The sequence below is a fragment of the Bacillus sp. N12A5 genome (genome assembly GCF_026790125.1).
GTDB lineage: Bacteria > Bacillota > Bacilli > Bacillales > Bacillaceae > Bacillus.
Genome location: NZ_JALAMR010000005.1, coordinates 200,888 through 222,658, shown reverse-complemented (window position 1 = coordinate 222,658; position 21,771 = coordinate 200,888). Strand labels below are relative to the sequence as shown.

Here is a 21,771-nt window from a genome sequence, read left to right as displayed (position 1 = left end):
AAATAGGATGGATTTTTTATCAAAAACACCTGAGCCTCCTTACTATGCGGTCATTTTTTCTTCTGTCAAAAGCGAAAATGACGCAGGATATGGAGACACAGCGGAGCGGATGGTATTGCTTGCGGCGGATCAGCCCGGATTTTTAGGCGTCGAAAGCGTTCGTGAAGCAGACGGAAGGGGCATAACGGTTTCCTACTGGGACAGTATGGACGCAATTAACCACTGGAAGCATCATACTGAACATCAAGCGGCAAAAGAAAAAGGAAAAAGCGTTTGGTACGCGTCGTATGCAGTCCGCGTGGCAAAAGTCGAAAGGCAGCGGCTGTTTTCAGGAGAACACGCATGATTGAATTTCTTCAGCATAAGGAAGACGTCACAGCGCGTGAGATTATTGCCGTACAGCAGCCCGCCTATATCAAGGAAGCGGAGCTTATCGGTTTTGACGGTATCCCTGCCTTGCAAGAGACGGCGAAGGATATTCAGGCGTCTCGTGAACAGTTTGCGGGATATCGGAAAGACGGCAGGCTGATCGGTGTCATTTCATATGAGAAAAACATGCATCATCTCACCATTTGCAGGCTTGTTGTCCATCCTGACGGTTTTAGAAAAGGGATTGGACGAGCACTTCTGCAATTTGTCATCGATCAAAACGAAGACGCTGAGAAAATGAAAGTAGTCACAGCCGAGAAGAATACACCGGCTGTTTCGCTCTATACACAAGCGGGGTTTCAGCACACAGAAACCGTCAAAGCCGGGGAAGGCCTTTTGCTGTCTGTCCTTTATTTGTATCCGAAAAGAAAAGTTGAAGTTGTGCTTTATAATGAGAAATGGGCGGAACTTTTTAAAGAGGAAAAAAACCGGCTGAAGCTTGTGTTCGGGCCTGAGATCATCGCTGTTCACCATATCGGAAGCACATCGATACCGAACATGGCGGCAAAGCCAATCATTGATATGTTAGTTGAAGTCAGAAGCATTGAAGCTGTGAGCCAATATGACACCAAAATGAAGTCAATCGGCTATACACCGAAAGGAGAAAACGGCATAGCGGGCAGGCGTTATTTCCAAAAGGGCGGAAATAAGCGCACTCATCATGTCCATATGTACGAAAAGGGGAACCGTGCAATTGAAAGGCACTTGTTATTTAGAGATTATCTCAGAGCCCATCCAGCAATAGCGAAAGAATACGCCGTTCTCAAAAAACGGCTGGCGGCCCAGTATCCGGACAGCATCAATCACTACATACAAGGGAAAGATGATTGGATCAAGACTGCAGAAGAGAAAGCGAAGCGCTGGAAAGAAGGCAGAAACAATGCGAATGGAAGCGTTGTATGCTACAATGGCGAAAATGATGAAAACGGGGGTCTCACCTTATGAATATACATGTGACAGATGCAGCAAAACAGGCACTGCAAGAGGCGTTTGACGCCAACCCGGGAAAAAAAGCCCAGCTTCGTTACGATTCAGAAGGATGCGGCTGTGCGGTAAGCGGTGTACCGACAATCTGGCTTACAGAAGAATTAACGGGACAGTGCGAGCAGCTGGAAACGAACGGCATCCCGCTGTATATCCAATCGTCGCAAAAAGTGTTTTTTGACGATCAAATGACGATCGATTACAATGAAAAAGCCAAAACGCTGGCGCTAAAAAGCCCGGCTGAAATGCTCAGCCCCAGAATGAGCATATTAGTAAAGTAGGGAGACACGAAACGTGGAACAAAAGCTGAAGTCAATGAAGAACACAGCACAGAATAAAACGTGGGTATCCTTCCTGAACCAAAACCATCCCTATACCTTGCTTCACTGGTCAATCGGAGGAGCAGAATCCGTCAAGAAAGATGTGTGGCTATTGCAGGATGAAATGACCTTCGAAACGCAGGAGTTTACAACGATAGATCTTGCGATTGACTGGATCAGAGAAAATATGGATGGCATTACCGACGTTTTATGATGTGGAAAAGCGAAAGAGCTGAAGGGGCCTTTCGCTTTTTTTATAGTGTTGGATCATTCAATTTGTTTAAAAACACCTGCACCGTTTTTCGGTATGTGTCCCGGTTTTTTGTATACGACATGGCGTGTTCACCATTCTTGGCAATATACAGCGCCTTCGGTCCGGGTTTCTTTTCATAAAGCCGCTCGGTTGAAGAAACGGGAATATAATCATCATCCTTGCTGTGAATAAAAAGGACCGGTTTTTCGATTTTATCAATGACAGCAAGCGGAGATACTTCGCGGACGCGATAGCCGCCCCTCAGCTTTAAAAAGAAGTCGGCGATGGGAAGCAGCGGCCAAGACGGGAGCCTGTATTCTGCTTTCAGCCGATAAGCAAGCTGTTCATCAAAACGGGCGAACGGACAATCGGCAATATAAAAATCAGCGCCATCATCACAGTGTGCACCAGCGTAAAGCAGGGCAGTCACAGCCCCCATAGATTCACCATGAATTCCGGTCAAACCGCGATGCCCTGTTTTGTTTTTGATCCAGCTGACAACCTCGCTGAGATCATCCTTTTCATAAAACCCATAGCTAGTCGTTTTTCCGCCGCTTTGTCCGTGCCGGCGATGGTCATAAACAATCACGTTCCAGCCGAGATCGAGAAATAAATGCATATATTTAAGAGAATTCAGCATATTCATCGTCACGCCGTGACAAATGATGATGGTGTTTGGTGTGTCATGCGGTGCAACGTGGTATCCTTTTATATCATATCCGTAAGCGGAAGGGATTACAAAAGCGGTTTTCTCCATTCGTTCAAATGATTCAAACACATCATGTCCGTCGTCTGTCTCTCTTTTTATAATCTCTTCATTTGTTTTTTTCTTGATGAATAGAATGATATTCGAAAAAAATATCCCGATTGCGATGATAGCGGCTAAGAGAGCGCCGATGGCCAAAAGGATTCTCTTCAAAAGTCACAGCACCTTTCAACTAATTTTAGGAAATATATCTAAAATCATTATACCTAAACACTGCTGCACAGGCCCAAAAAGTTTTCAGAAGAGAGTCCGCTTGTTCAGTCTGCATGCTCCGTGATAAACTGGCTTCAAACCAAACTACGGGGGAGTCATACATGAAAAAACAAAAATCCGCTGACAAGCACCAATTGAAAGATGACCTTCAATCCGACATCAAAGCAAAACTTATGGGATTGAAGAGCCAATTGAAGGAAGAGGATGCAAAGAGGCAGGAAAGAGAGAAAGCAGAACAGATCAGAAAGAAAAAAGAGATCGAAAAAAACAAAAGCTTTGAAGAGCTTCTTAATGAGAGCCAGATGGATTGGCATCAATATAAATAAACCAGCACCCGTACAGGGGCTGGTTTTTCTATTATGAGCGGTGAGCTTCATAAACATCTTGTTTCGTATGAGATTGGAGCGATTTGATTTCCGCTTCCGTTAAACGCCGTGCGTTTGCAGCCTGAACGTTTTCCCGTAACTGCTCAATCTTACTGGCGCCTGTAATCACTGAGGCGACAGCAGGCTGTGCTAATAGATATTGCAGTGACTTTTCTGTCATGGAAAGATCGGGAGCAACATTCTCCATGGCTTTGCGGGCATGTGTCAATTCCTCAAAGGTATAGGACAGATATCCCTTTTGTTTGATGCTGTCCGCCGCTTGATCAAGCGGTTTTTCAGTTAAGAGCCCTTTGGCAACCGGACCTCTGGCGACTACGCTGATGTGGTGTTCGTCTAAAAGCGGAAGCCATTCTTCGGGGCGTCTGTCAAACAGGCTGAATTGCATCATAATACTGACGATGGTTGATTTTTTCACATATTCTTTAATCACATTCGGACGGATGGAAGAAATGCCGTAATAACGGATGACACCTTCTTGTTTTAATTCCTCAAACGCTTCGATCGTTTCATCAATGTTGTCCTCTATCGTGCCGCCGTGAAGCTGATAAAGGTCGATATAATCCGTTTTCAGCCGCGCAAGACTCTTTTTAACGGCTTCTTTTATGTAAGCTTTTGAAGGGTCCCAATACCAGCCCTCGCTTCCGTCATCCCAGCGGTTTCCCGCTTTCGTTGCCAAAATAATATCCTGGCGCCTGTTTTGGATCGCATCACCGACGATTTCCTCGTTGCGTCCGCGGTCGTATAAATCCGCTGTGTCCAAATAGTTAATGCCAAGCTCGATGGCTTCATCCAGGATGGACAAGGCTTTGTTTTTTTCAGTTCCAAGAGACATACAGCCGAGTCCGACTTCGCTTATTTCTAAATCAGATGTACCCAGTTTGCGCTTTTTCATGTGCACACTCCTTTTTTAGGCTTTGTATTGACCGTAATATAAAGGAGCTAAAGTTTCAACTTTTACGGCTTAGAGACCCAATCCTTCACATATTCAAATGTTCGTCCGTATTCCTTTAACTTCGCCCGAATCTCCCATGCTTTTCCGACTAAGACGATACCTTTTGGCATGCGGTGCACTTTCACGAAGAAGCCCCCTTTTTCTCTAGTATGATAAAATGTATGGGGCATCATATAGAGACAGAACGGGAGATGAAGAAATGAAACCATTAGAAGAAAAAACAATTGCCAAAGAACAAATTTTTTCAGGGAAAGTCATTGATCTTTTTGTAGAGGACGTTGAACTTCCAAACGGCAAAACGAGTAAACGTGAAATTGTGAAACATCCCGGAGCTGTAGCGGTCTTGGCTCTCACAGATGAAGGGAAAATCATCATGGTGAAACAATTCCGTAAGCCGCTTGAGCGGACGATCGTTGAAATACCAGCCGGAAAGCTTGAAAAAGGGGAGGAGCCGGAGTATACGGCACTTCGGGAGCTAGAAGAGGAAACGGGGTATACAGCGAAAAAACTGACAAAAATCACTGCGTTTTATACATCGCCCGGTTTTGCTGATGAAATTGTCCATGTTTTTCTTGCTGAAGAGCTTTCTGTGCTCGAAGAAAAACGGGAGCTTGATGAGGACGAGTTTGTTGAAGTGATGGAGGTGACGCTTGAAGATGCGCTGAAGCTGGTTGAATCACGTGAGGTATACGATGCTAAAACAGCCTATGCGATTCAGTATCTTCAGCTGAAAGAAGCGCTCCAAGCACAAAAATGAAAAAAATTTACGCAGATTTGCACATTCATATCGGCCGAACCTTTACAGGAAGAGCCGTCAAAATCACAGGCGCCAAAACGTTGACGCTGGACCGGATTTTGGTTGAAGCCAGCGAACATAAAGGAATTGAACTTCTAGGTATTATCGACTGTCATTCTCCAGAGGTCATCCTAGAGCTTGAGGAAGGCTTATCATCTGGAAAGTATCACGAGCTTGACGGCGGTGGGATTCGTTACCGCAGCACGACTCTTTTGTTGGGGAGCGAGCTGGAGATTTATGATGAAGCCTGCAGCGGGCCGATTCATGTGCTCGCCTTTATGCCGACGCTGGCTGATATGAAGCAGTTTTCAAACTGGCTGTCAGCGCGGCTGAAAAATATTCACTTAAGCTCACAGCGGATATATGAAACGGGCTTCAACCTGCAAAAAAAAGTGAAGGAAATGGGCGGGCTGTTTATTCCCGCCCATATCTTTACGCCGCATAAAAGCTTATATGGAAAAGGGGTTAAATCAAGCATAACCGAAGTTTTTGAGCCCTCTATGATAGATGCGGTGGAGCTAGGATTAAGCTGTGATACAGACATGGCATCACACGTATCTGAATTAAATCAGTATACGTTTTTAACAAATTCTGATGCGCATTCGTTAGGGAAAATCGGCAGAGAATATAATGAACTATATGTACAGTCAGCTGATTTTACTGAATTTGCTCTTGCATTAAGGGGACAGGATGACAGAAAAGTTACTGCAAATTACGGCTTGGACCCGTTATTGGGGAAATATTATCAGACGGCTTGCGAAGCGTGCGGAGAACCTGCTGTGAACGGGGAAACAGCGTGTGCGAATTGCGGAAATGCCAGATTTACCAAGGGAGTCAGCGAAAGATTGCGTGAATTGAGTGATCAGGCTGAAGTTCGCGTACCGCGTCCGCGGTATGTTCACCAGATCCCGCTGCAATTTGTTCCGGGTGTCGGTCCGAAAACGCTGGACAAACTAAAAAGAGCCTTCGGAACAGAAATGGCTGTTCTTCATGAGGCTGCAGAAGAAGATTTGGCTCGCGTCGTCCCGCCAAAAACAGCGGCACTAATTGTTAAAGCAAGATCCGGAAAGCTGGAATTGAAAGCCGGAGGGGGAGGAACCTACGGTAAAATTAAACCGTGAGGTAATGATTAACTCATTTCCTCCTGTACTTTTCTCTTTGTCCGGATAAAGGTAATCAACTGGATGATTTCGTCTTCACTCAGCGGCTTGCCATCAACAGTAATGTGAAAGTCAAGGCTGCTCCACGTGGTCAATTCTATGGTCTGAGGGGCAGTCTGCTTTTGTTTCTCGCGGCCCAAAAGTTCATCGCAGGTTGTATCAAAGAGGTCAGCCAGCATGGCAAGCGCCTCAAGCGAAGGCCGGCGGTAGCCTGACTCATAGCCGGCATATGTGCTTTTTGCGATACCCAGAAGGTCAGCTGTATATTGAAGCGACCAATTTTTCTTTTTTCTCAATTCAGTTAAACGATCTAGATTCATGAACTTCCGCTCCTTTTTCACCTTGAGCTGATTATATCATATAGGTATTAGGAAGTGTACGCGAATTGAATAATAATGTCTTGCGTATTTTATTTTCCGTGTCTATAATTGCATTAAAAGTATGCGAAAAGCGAATGCCTTCTCGCAACCCATCTTTAGATACAGTGAAGAGGTGCATGGTATGAAAAAATTATTGATGTTGACAACTGGGGGAACGATTGCCTCGGTTGAAGGGGAAAATGGGCTGGCTCCCGGAGTCAAGGCTGATGAATTATTAAGTTACGTATCAAAACTTGATAACGATTACACGATGGAAACACAGTCGCTTATGAATATAGACAGCACCAATATGCAGCCTGAATACTGGGTGGAAATAGCAGAAGCCGTAAAGGAAAATTATGATGCTTATGACGGTTTTGTTATTACCCACGGTACGGATACAATGGCCTATACATCTGCCGCATTATCGTATATGCTGCAGCATGCCAAAAAGCCGATTGTCATTACTGGCTCGCAGATCCCGATCACATTCCAAAAAACGGACGCCAAAAAAAATATCACGGACGCCATTCGCTTTGCTTGTGAAGGTGTGGGCGGCGTATATGTTGTGTTTGATGGCAGAGTCATCCAAGGAACGCGTGCGATCAAATTAAGAACGAAAAGCTATGACGCATTTGAAAGCATCAATTACCCCTATATCGCTTTTATCAATGAAGACGGGATCGAATACAACAAACAAGTAACGGAACCTGAGAATGCCACTTTCACAGTTGATACTTCACTATGCACAGATGTATGTCTGCTGAAGCTGCATCCGGGCTTAAAGCCTGAAATGTTTGATGCCCTGAAAAGCATGTACAAAGGAATTGTCATTGAGAGCTACGGCAGCGGAGGCGTGCCGTTTGAAGGCAGAGACATTTTATCAAAAGTGAATGAGCTGATCGAAAGCGGCATCGTCGTCGTGATCACAACCCAATGTCTGGAAGAAGGCGAAGACATGAGCATTTACGAGGTCGGCCGCAGAGTCAATCAAGACTTAATTATCCGATCCAGAAATATGAATACAGAAGCAATCGTGCCAAAACTGATGTGGGCACTCGGCCAGTCTTCGGATCTTCCTATTGTCAAAAGAATTATGGAAACGCCGATTGCTGATGACGTTGTCCTGTAAAATATCAGAAACGATAACCATCTTAGAGAAAGTAGGTTAAAGATTATGTTAAACGGCCAAAAAGAATATCGCGTGGAAAAAGACTTCCTTGGGGAAAAACAAATTGAGGCGGATGTTTATTACGGAATCCAGACGCTCCGTGCTTCTGAAAACTTCCCGATTACGGGATACAAGATCCATGAAGAAATGATTAACGCACTGGCGATTGTAAAAAAAGCTGCGGCCCTTGCCAACATGGATGTAAAACGGCTGTATGAAGGAATTGGCCAAGCTATCGTACAAGCCGCCGACGAGATTCTGGAAGGCAAATGGCACGATCAGTTTATTGTCGATCCTATTCAGGGCGGCGCCGGAACTTCTATGAACATGAATGCGAACGAGGTTATTGGAAACCGGGCGCTGGAAATCATGGGCCATAAAAAGGGAGACTACATCCATTTAAGCCCAAACACACATGTGAATATGTCACAGTCCACAAATGATGTGTTTCCGACAGCGATTCACATTTCCACACTGAAGCTTTTAGAAAAGCTGCTGAAAACAATGGAAGACATGCATCGTGTATTCAAACAAAAAGCACAGGAATTTGACTCAGTGATTAAAATGGGGCGGACACACCTTCAAGACGCTGTTCCGATTCGCCTCGGCCAGGAATTCGAAGCGTACAGCCGTGTGCTGGAGCGTGATATCAAACGAATCAAGCAGTCACGCCAGCACCTGTATGAGGTCAACATGGGTGCTACTGCTGTCGGCACAGGCCTGAACGCAGATCCTGAATATATCAAACAGGTTGTAAAGCACCTTGCTGATATCAGCGGGCTTCCTCTTGTCGGCGCTGATCATCTTGTTGATGCGACACAAAATACAGATGCCTACACAGAGGTATCAGCTGCACTAAAAGTTTGCATGATGAACATGTCAAAGATCGCAAATGACCTTCGCTTAATGGCATCAGGACCGCGCGCCGGCTTAGCAGAAATTTCTCTGCCTGCACGTCAGCCGGGATCATCTATTATGCCCGGGAAAGTCAATCCGGTAATGGCTGAGCTGATCAACCAAATTGCGTTCCAGGTTATTGGAAACGACAATACAATCTGCCTTGCTTCTGAAGCCGGACAGCTTGAATTGAACGTCATGGAGCCCGTGCTTGTCTTTAATTTGCTTCAATCCATCAGCATCATGAACAACGGCTTCCGTTCATTCACTGACTATTGCTTAAAAGGCATCGAAGCCAATGAAAAACGCTTGAAGCAATACGTTGAAAAAAGCGCAGGAGTGATTACTGCAGTCAATCCGCACCTCGGATATGAAGCAGCAGCCCGAATCGCCCGGGAAGCGATTATGACAGGCCAATCAGTCCGTGATCTTTGTCTGCAGCATGATGTGCTGACAGAAGAGGAATTGGATATTATTTTAAATCCATATGAGATGACAAAGCCAGGGATTGCTGGAAAAGAATTATTAGAAAAATAAAATTTGAACAAAATGCAGCTTATTCATCTCCGAATAGTCGGATGAATAAGCTGTTTACAACATAGGGATGAGGAAGTATAGTATACGTGTTGTACTATTTATTGAAAGCGTTTTAGCTTTTTACATGAAGGGGGACTTCTTTTGAAGGATGTAAGACTGCCAACACTATTCGAAATTATTATTGTACTAGGATCCTTTTTAGCACTTGTCATGTCGTTTACAGTCTTTTTAGACTTGCCGATACAGCTCGCGCTCTTCATTTCCTGGTTTATTGCAATGATTCTCGGTATCAGACTCGGTTATTCTTATAAAGATATGCAAAATGCCATTTTGCATGGAATATCAAACGGTCTTGAAGCCGTTCTGATTCTTGTTTCAGTCGGGGCGCTCATCGGAACGTGGATTGCCGGAGGCGTAGTGCCTACACTGATTTATTATGGATTAGAATTTATTCACCCTAGTATCTTTTTACTGGCAACGTTAATTATTTGTTCAATCATGTCTGTAGCAACAGGAACGTCATGGGGAACGGTCGGAACTGCCGGCATCGCCATGATTGCAATAGGAGAAGGTTTAGGTATTCCGCTTCCACTAGTAGCGGGGGCTATTCTTTCAGGCGCGTATTTCGGGGACAAGCTGTCTCCGCTGTCTGACAGTACAGTTTTGGCTTCTTCACTATCAAAAGTTGATGTATTGGCTCACGTGAGAGCAATGCTTTATTTATCAATACCGGCATATGTCATTACAGCTATACTCTTTACAGTTGTTGGATTTATGTACGGCGGGAAAAATATTGATCTTGATAAAGTCGAATTCTTAAAATCATCTTTGCAAAACACGTTTGACATTCATATTTGGATGCTGATCCCAGCTGTTATCGTCATAGTCTTGTTGGCGATGAAAAAGCCGTCTATGCCGGTTATCGTAATTGGCGCTTTGCTTGGCGCTGTCTGGGCTGTTGTTTTCCAAGGCATGAATCCAGCGGATGCGATTGCAACTGCGTACAACGGCTTTTCTATTAAAACAGATGTTGAATTCTTGAACGGCCTGTTAAATCGCGGTGGAATTGTCGGAATGCTCAGTTCCCTAGTCGTGATTATCTTTGGCCTTGGTTTTGGAGGGCTGCTTGAGAAGCTTGGCGTTCTAAAAGTCATTGTCTCTATGTTTGAAAAGAAATTAACATCAGCCGGCAATGTGACATTGTCTACGCTGATTGTAGCGTTTTTAGCGAACATCTTCGGCTGTGCCATGTATGTATCCCTTATTTTGACGCCGAAGATCATGGAAGACAGCTATGATCGCTTACATCTGGACAGAAGAGTGTTATCACGTAACTCAGAGGTCGGGGGAACATTGACTTCAGGCATGGTGCCTTGGTCTGATAACGGTATTTACATGGCTGGTATTTTAGGTGTTTCTACCTTCTCTTATTTGCCGTTTATGTGGCTCAGTTTTGTCGCAATAGGTCTTGCAATTATCTATGGTTATACAGGAAAATTTATATGGTATACGAAAAACAATACAGTTAAAGCCGAAAAACTAGGCTAATAGGGGAGGATCACTGAATGATAGCGAAACACATGATTCGGACACTGATGATCGAAACGCCTTCGGTTCCCGGAAATCTTGGAAGGGTGGCTACGGCAATCGGCCTTCTGGGCGGGGATATTGGTGAAGTGGAGACGGTAAAAGTCGGACCCAATTACACAATGCGGAATATTACCGTTCAAGTGGAGAATGAAGAACAGCTTCAGGAAGTGATCACGGCCGTTCAGGCTCTGGGAGAAGGGATCAGGCTTCACACCGTATCTGATGAAGTCCTGTCCGCACATGAGGGCGGAAAAATCCAAATGAAAAGCAAAATGCCAATCCGATCACTGGCAGAGCTCGGACGTGTCTATACACCAGGTGTGGCAGACGTGTGCCGCTTAATTGAAAAGGAACCTGAAAAAGCGTCTATCTATACAACGATCAGCAACTCTGTTGCGATTGTAACAGATGGAACGGCCATTCTCGGTCTCGGGAATATCGGCTCTGTCGCAGGCATGCCTGTCATGGAAGGAAAGGCTGCTCTGTTTGATCAGCTGGCGGGTATCAGCGGCATTCCGATATTGCTTGATACAAGTGATCCTGAAGAAATCATCAAAACGGTTAAGCACATTTCTCCAGGTTTTAACGGCATTCTGCTTGAGGATATCGGCTCGCCCCATTGCTTCGAAATCGAAGACCGCCTAAAAGAGGAGCTCAACATCCCTGTTATGCACGATGATCAGCATGGTACAGCCGTTGTGACGCTGGCAGCTGCCATCTCGGCATGCAGGAGTGCGGGAGTTGACCTGAAAGAAGCGAAAGTGGGGCAAATCGGTCTGGGCGCAGCAGGCGTTGCTATCTGCCGGATGTTTATGGCCTATGGCGTGAAAGCTGTTTACGGCACAGACAAATCAGAGGCAGCAATGGACCGTCTCGAACAATACGGCGGACAGGCAGTATCCAGCATCGAGGAGCTCATGGAAGTATGTGACATCGTCGTTGCTACAACAGGAGTTCCAGGGTTAATTAAACCAGCATATGTTCGTACCGGACAGGTGATTTTGGCTTTATCAAATCCGAAGCCGGAAATCGAGCCGGAGGCTGCGCTGCAGGCTGGCGCCGCATATGCAGCGGACGGACGTTCTGTGAATAATGTGCTTGGTTTCCCGGGTATTTTCAGAGGAGCGCTTAACGCGAAAAGCAAGGAGATCAATCATGATATGCTTGTCGCAGCAGCAGAGGCCATCGCAGCCTGCACAAAACAAGGCGATGTGGTCCCTCAGCCGCTCGATTCAAAAGTCCATCATGAGGTAGCAGCCGCGGTCGAGCGTGCAGCTCTTATAACCGTAAGATAAAAGCTTGAACAGCACCTGGCATGACAGGTGCTGTTTTTCATTATGTATCATTTTTGCTATAATCGCTGTGAAAATAGATAAGGGAGTGATCAGCATGGCAAAAAGCCGCGCGAAAAAGAAACGGGAGCATCTGCTTAGAAACGGCGGACGTGACGTATTATTATCAAGAGGGAATTCACCATCGTTCAGCACACATGAAAGAATGACAAAAAGCAAAAAAGAGATATTGAATATAAGAAAGCATAAGAATCCTTATTATCATATGGCATTTGATGATAAGGATTTTTTTGTGCCCCAAAAAGCCGCCTAGCATCCTTCTCTATCGTTTCTTTTTAAAAAAGAGCATGTTTTTCCGTTTCTTTCATACAATCTATTAAATCAAATCACTAGAATGGGCGGGAGGAAACGGTATGCGAAAAATCTCTTATAAAGACATGTTTCTCGGACATGTCAAAGATCATCTCTCTCTTTATATATTTGTCTCAGTCCTGTTTTTCATGGGTGTCATATTCGGAGCGATTATTGTCAACAGCATGACCATCAGCCAGAAGGAAGATTTATATTACTATTTAAGCCAATTCTTCGGACAGCTTTCGGAGGGGAAACAGGCCAGTTCATCTGATATGTTTGGGCAAAGTATCTTTCATAATGTAAAATATTTAGGGCTGATGTGGATATTGGGGATTTCTGTCATTGGGATGCCGATTATTTTTATTATGATCTTTCTGAAAGGAATCGTCGTCGGTTTTACTGTCGGATTTCTCGTCAATCAGATGGGTCTCAACGGTTTTTTCTTATCGTTTGTCTCTGTTTTGCCGCAAAATGTGCTGCTTATTCCGGCTTATCTCATTATGGGCACGTGTGCGATTGCGTTTTCTTTAAAGTTAATTAGGCAGCTGTTTGTTAAACGAAGCCTGCACGATGCCCCCATTCAGTGGTTTGGGCGGTATGCTTTCGTGCTGCTGATCATTCTGTTTTTAGCGCTGATCTCCTCTCTCTTTGAAGCATATTTATCTCCTGTGTTAATGGAAAAGCTTACATCGAGACTTTTTTAAAATCATTATTAAAAGAAAATCGTTTTATTTATCAGTTTATAATAATTATAGTTGGAACTCTGCGCGTATTTTGTTATAATGAGTCATGGAATGCGGCGTAGGAGGGAAAGACATGGAAAACCGTATTGATCGAATTAAGAAGCAGTTGCACTCATCCAGCTATAAACTTACGCCTCAGCGTGAAGCAACAGTAAGAGTGCTGCTTGAAAACGAAGAAGACCATTTAAGCGCAGAAGATGTATACCTCCTCGTAAAAGAGAAATCTCCTGAGATTGGTCTTGCAACAGTATACCGTACGCTTGAATTATTAACTGAATTAAAAGTGGTTGATAAAATTAACTTTGGAGACGGAGTGTCCCGTTACGACCTGCGGAAAGAGGGAGCAGCCCACTTTCACCATCACTTGGTGTGCATGGAGTGCGGAGCCGTTGATGAAATTGAAGAAGATTTGCTTGAAGACGTGGAAGAGATCATTGAACGTGATTGGAAATTTAAGATTAAGGATCATAGATTGACGTTTCACGGCATTTGCCACCGCTGTAACGGAAAAGAAACTGAATAGACGGTGCCGAGCGCGAACCTTTTCTCCTGGGGAAAGGGTTTTTTGCTGTTTCTATGTATAAAACCTTTCTGATTTGGCATATGGTTTAAATAACTGGAACCATAGGGAAAGGATCGATTAGGACATGGGAAGATTCCTAAAAACAGCTCTCGATGCACTGAAAGTTTTCATCCTGTTTACCGGTTTTACCGCTCTGTTCTATTATGCTATGATATGGGTGAATCAAGAGTATGAAAACTATCATCGGTACGATAAACCGGAAGGCTCCGCTGTTAAAGTTGTTGAAATGGATCAGGATGAAACAGGCGGATGGTTCGACCGGTTGATCTTTTTTTACCAAAACGGGGAGTAGATCAAGAGTGAGAGATCAAATAAAGGATTTCATCCACTACGTCATGGTAGAGAGAGGGCTTTCCCAAAACACGGTGGTATCCTATGAACGTGACTTGAAAAGCTATTCTCTCTATTTAACAGAAACCCTTCATGTTACGGATTGGAATCACGTAACCCGTATACATATTATCCAATATTTAAAGCACTTGAAGGACTCGGGGAAATCCGGCAAGACTTCGGCGCGGCATTTGGCATCCATTCGCTCTTTTCACCAGTTTCTGCTCAGGGAAAAGGTGACGGACAAGGATCCTTCCGTTCATATCGAAACACAAAAAACCGAACGGGCGCTTCCGAAGGTGCTCGCACTCCATGAGGTCGAGCGATTATTGGACACGCCAAAGCTGACAAGCCCTTTCGGCTATCGGGATAAAGCAATGCTGGAGCTGCTCTATGCGACGGGCATACGAGTCAGTGAAATGATAGAATTGAAAACAGGAGATGTTCACTTATCCATGGGCTTTGTCCGCTGTTTCGGGAAAGGAAGAAAAGAACGGATTGTGCCAATCGGGGAAGCGGCCGCTTCTGCCATTGAGGAATATATGACAAAAGCCAGGGGGAAACTGCTGAAGAACAATGTGTGTGACGCTCTCTTTTTAAATCATCACGGCAAGCAAATCAGCCGCCAGGGGTTCTGGAAAAACCTGAAGAAAATCGCACTGGAAGCGGGAATTAAAAAGGAGCTGACACCGCATACGCTCAGGCATTCCTTTGCGACGCATCTGCTTGAGAATGGGGCTGATTTAAGAGCGGTACAGGAAATGCTCGGCCATGCGGATATATCCACCACGCAAATTTATACGCATGTGACGAAAACGAGGCTGAAGGATGTGTACAAGCAGTTTCATCCGCGAGCCTAGCCGCAGGTGGCTGCGGCTTTTTTGTTTAGAACGGCAGAAAATACTGAAGTTTCTCATTATTTCCGAATGCATTGTCAACGGGAATGAAAACGGTTTATACTTGAGTTGTCAGACCTCTTAGCGATACAATAGACGTATAGAAAAAAAGGAGGCTTTCAAAATGCCTGCATACAAATATAATCGTGTGTTTTTAATTGTAATGGACTCAGTCGGAATAGGCGAAGCGCCGGATGCCGCTGACTTTAATGACGAAGGTGCCAACACGCTCGGGCATATTGCCGAGCATATGAATGGATTACATATGCCGAATATGGCAAAACTCGGCCTTGGTCTCATTGGAGATATCAAAGGTGTAGAAAAAACAGAACACCCGCTTGCGTATTATGGAAAAATGCAAGAAGCGTCAAACGGCAAAGATACCATGACGGGACACTGGGAGATTATGGGCTTGTACATTGATAAACCGTTTAAAGTGTTCCCGGAAGGTTTTCCTGATGAACTGCTTCAGGAACTAGAAAAGAGATCCGGACGCAAAATTATCGGAAACAAACCTGCTTCCGGTACAGCCATTTTGGATGAACTTGGCCAAGAGCACATGGAGACGGGGGCTTTAATTGTATACACATCTGCTGACTCTGTTCTGCAAATTGCCGCTCACGAAGAGATTGTGCCGCTTGAAGAGCTGTACCGCATTTGTGAAACGGCGAGAGAGCTGACGCTTGATCCCAAGTATATGGTAGGCCGCATTATTGCACGGCCTTTCGTCGGAGAGCCGGGACAATTCAAACGGACGCCAAACCGCCATGACTATGCGCTTAAGCCGTTTGACCGCACTGTCATGAATGAATTAAAAGACAGCGGCTTAGATGTGATCTCAATCGGGAAAATCTCTGATATTTATGACGGAGAAGGCATTACTTCTTCACGGAGAACGGTTTCCAATATGGACGGAATGGACAAGGTGATTGATACGCTGGGAGAAGACTTTACGGGTCTGAGCTTTGCGAACCTTGTTGATTTTGATGCTTTATTCGGACACCGCCGTGATCCGGAAGGCTATGGACGCGCGCTTGAGGAATTTGATGCGCGGCTTCCGGAAGTGTTCGAAAAAATGAAAGAAGACGATCTGTTGATTATTACTGCCGACCACGGCAATGATCCGATTCACCACGGAACCGATCATACACGTGAGTACGTGCCGATTCTCGCTTACAGCAAAAAACATAAGAAAGCGCAAATGCTGCCGCTTGCAGATACATTTGCCGATATTGGCGCAACAATCGCCGATAATTTCCAAACAAATAAACCGAAATACGGGAAAAGCTTTTTATCTTTATTACAATAGGGGGACTGTGTCTTGAAAGACAGAATTGAACGCGCAGCGGCTTATATAAAACAAAACCTGCCTGAATCTCCGAAGATCGGCCTTATTTTAGGCTCAGGTCTTGGCATTTTGGCGGACGAAATCGAAAATCCGGTCAAGCTGAAATATGAAGACATACCTGAATTCCCGGTATCCACTGTTGAAGGACATGCCGGACAGCTTGTGCTTGGCACCCTTGAAGGAGTTACCGTCATTGCGATGCAGGGCCGTTTTCATTTTTATGAAGGCTATTCAATGGAGAAAGTGACCTTCCCTGTACGCGTGATGAAAGCGCTTGGCGTGGAAGCGTTGATCGTGACGAATGCCGCTGGCGGCGTCAACACTGAATTCCGTGCGGGAGACTTGATGATCATTACCGATCATATCAACTTTATGGGAACAAACCCGTTAATTGGGCCAAACGAAGCTGATTTCGGCGCCAGATTTCCAGACATGTCATCAGCTTATGACAAAGACCTTTCCAGCCTGGCTGAAAAGATTGCGAAAGATCTTAACATTCCAATTCAAAAAGGCGTGTATACCGCTGTGACAGGACCTTCTTACGAAACACCGGCCGAAGTGCGTTTCTTGAGAACAATGGGCTCTGATGCAGTCGGCATGTCAACTGTACCGGAAGTCATTGTGGCAAATCATGCCGGAATGCGGGTCCTTGGCATTTCCTGCATCTCCAACGCAGCAGCCGGAATTTTGGATCAGCCTTTAAGCCACGATGAGGTCATGGAAGTGACAGAAAAAGTAAAAGCAGGATTCTTGCAGCTTGTGAAAGCGGTCGTCGCTCAGTACGAATAAAAAATTAAATCATAGCAAGATCAAGACAGCTGTGTCTCATGGACGCAGCTGTCTTTTTTTATGCCAAAAAAGATACGAAACATTTTCCATCAGTGGTGTATAAAACCATCCCGCTTGGAAAAAATAAAAAGGATTATGAAATGGAGGGCTTTTGAGATGAAACGTCTTTTATCCACTTTGTTGATTGGTATAATGCTACTTACATTTGCACCGTCTGCATTTGCAAAACAAGACGGAAAACGTACATCGGAGCTAGCTCATGAAGCGAAGTCTGCGGTGCTGATAGAACGTGACACAGGAAAAGTGCTTTACAACAAAAACAGCAATGAGAGACTGGCGCCTGCAAGCATGACGAAAATTATGACGATGCTTTTAATTATGGAAGCTTTAGATGAAGGCAAAATCAAAATGAGTGATAAGGTCCGTACAAGTGAGCATGCGGCTTCAATGGGCGGCTCACAGATCTTCCTCGAGCCCGGTGAGGAAATGACTGTCAAAGAAATGCTCAAAGGCATCGCAATCGCATCGGGAAATGACGCTTCCGTAGCGATGGCTGAATTTATTTCCGGCTCTGAAGAAGAATTTGTGAAGAAGATGAACAAAAAAGCTAAAGAGCTGGGCTTGAAAAACACATCCTTCAAAAACCCGACCGGATTGACCGAGGAAGGGCATTACAGCTCTGCTTATGACATGGCAATCATGGCTAAGGAATTACTGAAATACGAATCAATAACGAAATTTACCGGCACGTATGAAGATTACCTGCGCGAAAATACTGACAAAAAGTTTTGGCTGGTCAATACGAATCGGCTTATCAAGTTTTATCCTGGCGTAGACGGCGTAAAAACAGGCTATACAGGAGAAGCAAAATATTGCTTAACTGCTTCGGCTAAAAAAGGAAACATGCGGGCCATTGCGGTTGTGTTCGGGGCGAGCACACCTAAAGAAAGAAACGCGCAAGTAACAAAAATGCTTGATTTCGCTTTTAGTCAATATGAAACGCATCCTTTATATAAACGAAATGAAACAGTCGCAAAAGTACAGGTCAAAAAAGGAAAACAAAAATTTGTCGAACTTACGACATCTGAGCCGATTTCAATATTGACGAAAAAAGGCGAGGATATGAAAAACGTGAAAAAAGAAATCAAAATGAATGACAATGTCAGTGCTCCGATTCAAAAAGGCCAAGAGCTTGGCACTCTTACCCTGAAAAAGGATGGAGAAGTGCTCGCTGAAAGCCCTGTTGCTGCTAAAGAAGATATGAGGAAAGCCGGGTTCTTAACATTCTTGAAGCGAACGATGGGAGACTGGACAAAATTTAAGTAAATATGCCGAATGACCACTAGTTTTGTCACGGTGAAGGAATTCATTCCGTCGAAATCGAAACACTCATTATCCGATCATATCAAGGAGGAATGAGCATGAGCCTTGGAATTGACATGCATGTCAAAGAATCTGTGCTTTGTATTCGATTAACAGGCGAACTCGATCACCATACGGCCGAAACGTTAAAACAAAAAGTGACTCAATCATTGGAGAAGGATGATATTCGCCATATCGTGCTGAATCTGGAGGACCTTTCCTTTATGGACAGCTCAGGGCTTGGCGTTATTTTAGGAAGATACAAGCAAATTAAGCAAATTGGCGGAGAAATGGTCGTTTGCGCTATCTCTCCTGCGGTGAAACGGTTGTTTGATATGTCGGGTCTGTTTAAAATTATCCGATTTGAACAATCTGAGCAGCAGGCGCTGCTGACGCTGGGGGTGGCATCATGAAAAATGAAATGCATCTTGAGTTTTCTGCCCTCAGCCAGAATGAATCATTCGCCCGTGTGACAGTTGCTTCATTTATTGCCCAGCTAGATCCGACAATGGACGAACTGACCGAAATCAAAACAGTTGTGTCAGAGGCGGTGACGAACGCCATTATCCATGGATATGAAGAGAACAGTGACGGGAAGGTTTACATTTCAGTGACGCTGGAAGATCATGTCGTATACATGACCATTCGTGATGAAGGCTTGGGCATTACAGATCTTGAAGAAGCCCGCCAGCCCTTATTCACGACGAAGCCTGAGCTTGAGCGGTCTGGAATGGGCTTTACCATTATGGAAAATTTCATGGATGATGTCAGTATCGATTCATCGCCCGAGATGGGAACGACGATTCGCTTAACAAAGCACTTATCAAAAAGCAAAGCGCTTTGTAATTAAGGAGATTTGTTATGGATGTGGAGGTTAAGAAAAACGGCAAAAACGCTCAGCTGAAGGATCATGAAGTAAAGGAATTAATCAAACAAAGCCAAAATGGCGACCAGCAGGCAAGAGACCTCCTCATAGAAAAAAACATGCGTCTTGTTTGGTCAGTCGTACAGCGGTTTTTAAACAGAGGGTACGAGCCTGACGATCTCTTCCAGATCGGCTGCATCGGGCTGTTAAAATCTGTTGACAAATTTGATTTAACCTATGATGTGCGTTTTTCAACGTATGCAGTGCCGATGATTATCGGTGAAATTCAGCGCTTTATCCGTGATGACGGAACTGTAAAGGTGTCAAGGTCATTAAAAGAGCTTGGAAACAAAATCCGGCGCGCGAAGGACGAGCTATCAAAAACACTGGGAAGAGTGCCGACAGTGCAGGAGATCGCCGACCATTTGGAGATTGAAGCAGAAGATGTCGTACTTGCACAAGAGGCGGTAAGGGCTCCGTCTTCGATTCACGAAACCGTTTATGAGAATGACGGAGATCCGATCACCCTGCTCGATCAAATTGCTGACAACTCAGAGGAAAAATGGTTTGACAAGATTGCGCTGAAAGAAGCGATCAGCGATTTGGAGGAAAGGGAAAAATTAATCGTCTATCTCAGGTATTATAAAGACCAGACACAATCCGAGGTGGCTGAGCGGCTCGGGATTTCTCAAGTGCAGGTTTCCAGGCTTGAAAAGAAAATATTAAAACAGATCAAGATTCAAATGGATCATACAGAAAGCTAGTCTGCGATGCAGGCTGGCTTTTTTGTGTGCAAAAGCGTGGTAATTTATGGTCTTTTCGAGCGGATGAATGAGAACAAAATCGAACCACATACTACATATATAACCACCGAAAGATGGTGATCAATGATGGAACGACGTATATTTATCCGACTTCGCCACCGGGTGCTGGCCCACCCGGGTGATATCATCACGGTTGGAGATGCAGCGCAAATTGAAGGGCAGCTTCACCTGAAAAAGAAACTTGCAGCTATGCCGCTTTATCAGGTGAGCGAAAAGGATAAAAATATCGTAATTCTGGATATCATACAAGTCCTCAAAGCCATTCATATTCAAGATCCGACACTTGATGTTCAAACGGTAGGCGGAGCAGAAACCATTGTTGAAATCCAGTACCGGAAACGGCAAATATCAACGGTTCTGTTTATCGGTGTCTGGCTGCTTCTGTTTATCGGATCGTGTCTTGCTATCATGAACTTTCATGAGGATGTCAGCATGAGAGATGTTCATATCGCACTTTATGAAATCATTACCGGAGAGAGGAATGACTATCCATATTTGCTTCAAATCCCATACAGCATCGGCTTGGGACTGGGGATGATCGTGTTTTTTAACCACATATTTAAAAAGCGCCTTAACGAAGAGCCCAGCCCGCTGGAGGTTGAGATGTTTAACTATCAGCTTGACCTCGACCAATATGTGGCCATGCATGAGAATCAAGAAACAATAAAGGATCTGCATGATCGTTAGTGTATTGTTCATTATTTTTGTCGGGCTCGGCGGAGGCATCACGGTGGGGGCTGGCTTCGTTGCTTTTTTAACCGTAATGGGGATCATTCCGCGGCTGATGCAGCTCACCAAAACGATGAGATTCGTTCAGGCTTATGAAGCGGCTGTTATTCTTGGCGCGGTTTGCGGGGGATGGGAGACGCTTCATATGAACCATCTTTTTTTAACAAAATGGATTGCCGTACCGGTCGGGCTGCTGGCAGGTGTGTTTGTCGGAATGCTTGCGGCTGCCCTTACAGAGGTATTAAATGTTCTGCCGATATTAGCAAAACGCATCGGGCTCAGAAGTAAAATCATTATTCTGTTAATGGCCATCGTGATTGGGAAAATCGCGGGATCTTTATTTCACTGGCTATATTTTATTGACCATTCATAAGGAGGTTTCAAGATGACAAACATAAAAGAAAACTACAAATCAAAAGTAAAAACGTATCAGCCTAAGCCGCCTTACGTCTGGAACTGTGTCAAAGCCTTTCTGGTAGGCGGTCTGATCTGTATGATCGGGCAAGGTCTGCAAAATTTTTATATCCATTTTTTTGATTTTAATGAAAAAACAGCGGGAAATCCAACGGCGGCAACGCTGATATTAGTATCAGCCCTGCTTACCGGATTCGGCATCTATGACAGAATCGGACAGTTTGCAGGCGCCGGCTCAGCCGTACCGGTCACAGGTTTTGCCAACAGCATGGCAAGCGCGGCTCTTGAATATAAAAGCGAGGGATTAGTGCTTGGGGTAGCGACAAACATGTTTAAACTCGCGGGTAATGTCATCGTTTTCGGTGTTGTGGCTGCTTACATCGTCGGAATGATTCGGTTTGCTTTTGAGAAACTGATGTCATAGGAGGA

Annotated in this window: 28 protein-coding genes and 1 pseudogene; 25 read left to right on the top strand and 4 right to left on the bottom strand. The window is 44.7% G+C overall.

Features of this window, described 5'->3' with window-relative positions:
* The first annotated feature begins 7 nt into the window (after positions 1-7).
* The 4 genes and pseudogenes from MOC09_RS07170 to MOC09_RS07155 all read left to right on the top strand — a co-directional run bounded on the left by MOC09_RS07170 (position 8) and on the right by MOC09_RS07155 (position 1,947).
* Positions 8-350, top strand: a pseudogene (locus MOC09_RS07170) (antibiotic biosynthesis monooxygenase family protein).
* On the top strand, positions 343-1,374 hold the full coding sequence (locus MOC09_RS07165) for a GNAT family N-acetyltransferase (protein WP_268367092.1): 1,032 nt from the start codon (positions 343-345) through the stop codon (positions 1,372-1,374). Before MOC09_RS07170 ends, MOC09_RS07165 begins: the two are co-directional and overlap by 8 nt.
* Positions 1,371-1,694 (top strand): iron-sulfur cluster biosynthesis family protein, encoded by a 324-nt coding sequence (locus MOC09_RS07160; RefSeq protein ID WP_019714867.1) that lies wholly within the window; start codon positions 1,371-1,373, stop codon positions 1,692-1,694. The genes MOC09_RS07165 and MOC09_RS07160 overlap by 4 nt, the downstream gene beginning before the upstream one ends.
* Before the next feature lie 13 nt (positions 1,695-1,707).
* Positions 1,708-1,947 carry a YqkC family protein gene (locus MOC09_RS07155; protein ID WP_019714866.1) on the top strand — a complete coding sequence of 80 codons (240 nt, stop codon included), beginning with the start codon at positions 1,708-1,710 and terminating at the stop codon, positions 1,945-1,947.
* 40 nt (positions 1,948-1,987) lie between these two features.
* Here MOC09_RS07155 and MOC09_RS07150 read toward each other — a convergent pair whose 3' ends face one another.
* Positions 1,988-2,905 carry an alpha/beta hydrolase gene (locus tag MOC09_RS07150; protein ID WP_268367091.1) on the bottom strand — a complete coding sequence of 306 codons (918 nt, stop codon included), beginning with the start codon at positions 2,903-2,905 and terminating at the stop codon, positions 1,988-1,990.
* 161 nt (positions 2,906-3,066) lie between these two features.
* Here MOC09_RS07150 and MOC09_RS07145 point away from each other — a divergent pair, with 161 nt between their 5' ends.
* Positions 3,067-3,291: a YqkE family protein gene (locus tag MOC09_RS07145; protein ID WP_268367090.1), complete on the top strand. Its 225-nt coding sequence runs from the start codon at positions 3,067-3,069 to the stop codon at positions 3,289-3,291.
* A 31-nt stretch (positions 3,292-3,322) separates the two neighbouring features.
* On the opposite strand, the gene MOC09_RS07140 is transcribed toward MOC09_RS07145, so the two are convergent.
* Positions 3,323-4,243, bottom strand: a complete 921-nt coding sequence (locus tag MOC09_RS07140; RefSeq protein WP_268367089.1) for an aldo/keto reductase — start codon at positions 4,241-4,243, stop codon at positions 3,323-3,325.
* Between the two features lie 62 nt (positions 4,244-4,305).
* On the bottom strand, positions 4,306-4,428 hold the full coding sequence (mciZ, locus tag MOC09_RS07135) for a Z-ring formation inhibitor MciZ (RefSeq protein ID WP_268367088.1): 123 nt from the start codon (positions 4,426-4,428) through the stop codon (positions 4,306-4,308).
* Between the two features lie 74 nt (positions 4,429-4,502).
* On the opposite strand from mciZ, the gene nudF reads away from it, so the two are divergent.
* A complete protein-coding gene (nudF, locus tag MOC09_RS07130) occupies positions 4,503-5,060 on the top strand; it encodes an ADP-ribose pyrophosphatase (RefSeq protein ID WP_268367087.1) in 558 nt (185 codons plus the stop codon).
* Positions 5,057-6,220: a TIGR00375 family protein gene (locus MOC09_RS07125; RefSeq protein ID WP_268367086.1), complete on the top strand. Its 1,164-nt coding sequence runs from the start codon at positions 5,057-5,059 to the stop codon at positions 6,218-6,220. The genes nudF and MOC09_RS07125 overlap by 4 nt, the downstream gene beginning before the upstream one ends.
* An 8-nt stretch (positions 6,221-6,228) precedes the next feature.
* On the opposite strand, the gene ansR is transcribed toward MOC09_RS07125, so the two are convergent.
* A complete protein-coding gene (gene ansR, locus MOC09_RS07120) occupies positions 6,229-6,579 on the bottom strand; it encodes an HTH-type transcriptional regulator AnsR (RefSeq protein ID WP_268367085.1) in 351 nt (116 codons plus the stop codon).
* Positions 6,580-6,760: 181 nt separating this feature from the next.
* Here ansR and ansA point away from each other — a divergent pair, with 181 nt between their 5' ends.
* The 18 genes from ansA (at position 6,761) to spoVAC (ending at position 21,766) form a co-directional block, all read left to right on the top strand.
* Positions 6,761-7,750 (top strand): asparaginase, encoded by a 990-nt coding sequence (gene ansA / locus MOC09_RS07115; protein WP_268289372.1) that lies wholly within the window; start codon positions 6,761-6,763, stop codon positions 7,748-7,750.
* A gap of 45 nt (positions 7,751-7,795) precedes the next feature.
* On the top strand, positions 7,796-9,223 hold the full coding sequence (gene aspA / locus MOC09_RS07110; RefSeq protein WP_268289373.1) for an aspartate ammonia-lyase: 1,428 nt from the start codon (positions 7,796-7,798) through the stop codon (positions 9,221-9,223).
* A gap of 141 nt (positions 9,224-9,364) precedes the next feature.
* Positions 9,365-10,771: a malate-H+/Na+-lactate antiporter MleN gene (mleN, locus tag MOC09_RS07105; protein ID WP_268289374.1), complete on the top strand. Its 1,407-nt coding sequence runs from the start codon at positions 9,365-9,367 to the stop codon at positions 10,769-10,771.
* 17 nt (positions 10,772-10,788) lie between these two features.
* Positions 10,789-12,108: an NAD-dependent malic enzyme gene (locus MOC09_RS07100; RefSeq protein WP_268289375.1), complete on the top strand. Its 1,320-nt coding sequence runs from the start codon at positions 10,789-10,791 to the stop codon at positions 12,106-12,108.
* A gap of 94 nt (positions 12,109-12,202) precedes the next feature.
* Entirely contained in the window at positions 12,203-12,418 is a 216-nt protein-coding gene (locus MOC09_RS07095) for a hypothetical protein (RefSeq protein ID WP_268289376.1), read from the top strand.
* Positions 12,419-12,518: 100 nt separating this feature from the next.
* Positions 12,519-13,163, top strand: coding sequence for a stage II sporulation protein M (gene spoIIM / locus MOC09_RS07090; RefSeq protein ID WP_268370021.1), 645 nt, complete (start codon positions 12,519-12,521; stop codon positions 13,161-13,163).
* Positions 13,164-13,275: 112 nt separating this feature from the next.
* The gene (fur, locus tag MOC09_RS07085; RefSeq protein WP_003223972.1) at positions 13,276-13,725 is read left to right on the top strand and encodes a ferric iron uptake transcriptional regulator; all 450 of its coding nucleotides are present in this window, start codon (positions 13,276-13,278) and stop codon (positions 13,723-13,725) included.
* A gap of 124 nt (positions 13,726-13,849) precedes the next feature.
* A complete protein-coding gene (locus MOC09_RS07080; RefSeq protein ID WP_268361768.1) occupies positions 13,850-14,077 on the top strand; it encodes a YqzK family protein in 228 nt (75 codons plus the stop codon).
* 7 nt (positions 14,078-14,084) lie between these two features.
* Positions 14,085-14,975: a site-specific tyrosine recombinase XerD gene (gene xerD / locus MOC09_RS07075; protein ID WP_268370019.1), complete on the top strand. Its 891-nt coding sequence runs from the start codon at positions 14,085-14,087 to the stop codon at positions 14,973-14,975.
* Positions 14,976-15,135: 160 nt separating this feature from the next.
* The gene (gene deoB / locus MOC09_RS07070; RefSeq protein ID WP_268361763.1) at positions 15,136-16,320 is read left to right on the top strand and encodes a phosphopentomutase; all 1,185 of its coding nucleotides are present in this window, start codon (positions 15,136-15,138) and stop codon (positions 16,318-16,320) included.
* Positions 16,321-16,332: 12 nt separating this feature from the next.
* Positions 16,333-17,148 (top strand): purine nucleoside phosphorylase I, inosine and guanosine-specific, encoded by an 816-nt coding sequence (locus MOC09_RS07065; RefSeq protein ID WP_268361761.1) that lies wholly within the window; start codon positions 16,333-16,335, stop codon positions 17,146-17,148.
* A gap of 156 nt (positions 17,149-17,304) precedes the next feature.
* Entirely contained in the window at positions 17,305-18,474 is a 1,170-nt protein-coding gene (gene dacF / locus MOC09_RS07060) for a D-alanyl-D-alanine carboxypeptidase DacF (protein WP_268370017.1), read from the top strand.
* 95 nt (positions 18,475-18,569) lie between these two features.
* Positions 18,570-18,923 carry an anti-sigma F factor antagonist gene (gene spoIIAA, locus MOC09_RS07055; RefSeq protein ID WP_003223957.1) on the top strand — a complete coding sequence of 118 codons (354 nt, stop codon included), beginning with the start codon at positions 18,570-18,572 and terminating at the stop codon, positions 18,921-18,923.
* Entirely contained in the window at positions 18,920-19,360 is a 441-nt protein-coding gene (gene spoIIAB / locus MOC09_RS07050; protein WP_069149810.1) for an anti-sigma F factor, read from the top strand. The genes spoIIAA and spoIIAB overlap by 4 nt, the downstream gene beginning before the upstream one ends.
* A gap of 11 nt (positions 19,361-19,371) precedes the next feature.
* Positions 19,372-20,139, top strand: coding sequence for an RNA polymerase sporulation sigma factor SigF (gene sigF / locus MOC09_RS07045; protein ID WP_268361755.1), 768 nt, complete (start codon positions 19,372-19,374; stop codon positions 20,137-20,139).
* Positions 20,140-20,265: 126 nt separating this feature from the next.
* Positions 20,266-20,886 (top strand): stage V sporulation protein SpoVAA, encoded by a 621-nt coding sequence (gene spoVAA, locus MOC09_RS07040; RefSeq protein WP_268370015.1) that lies wholly within the window; start codon positions 20,266-20,268, stop codon positions 20,884-20,886.
* On the top strand, positions 20,876-21,301 hold the full coding sequence (spoVAB, locus tag MOC09_RS07035; protein WP_003223948.1) for a stage V sporulation protein SpoVAB: 426 nt from the start codon (positions 20,876-20,878) through the stop codon (positions 21,299-21,301). The genes spoVAA and spoVAB overlap by 11 nt, the downstream gene beginning before the upstream one ends.
* Positions 21,302-21,313: 12 nt before the next feature.
* Positions 21,314-21,766 (top strand): stage V sporulation protein AC, encoded by a 453-nt coding sequence (spoVAC, locus tag MOC09_RS07030; RefSeq protein ID WP_268361749.1) that lies wholly within the window; start codon positions 21,314-21,316, stop codon positions 21,764-21,766.
* The last annotated feature ends 5 nt before the right edge of the window (positions 21,767-21,771 follow it).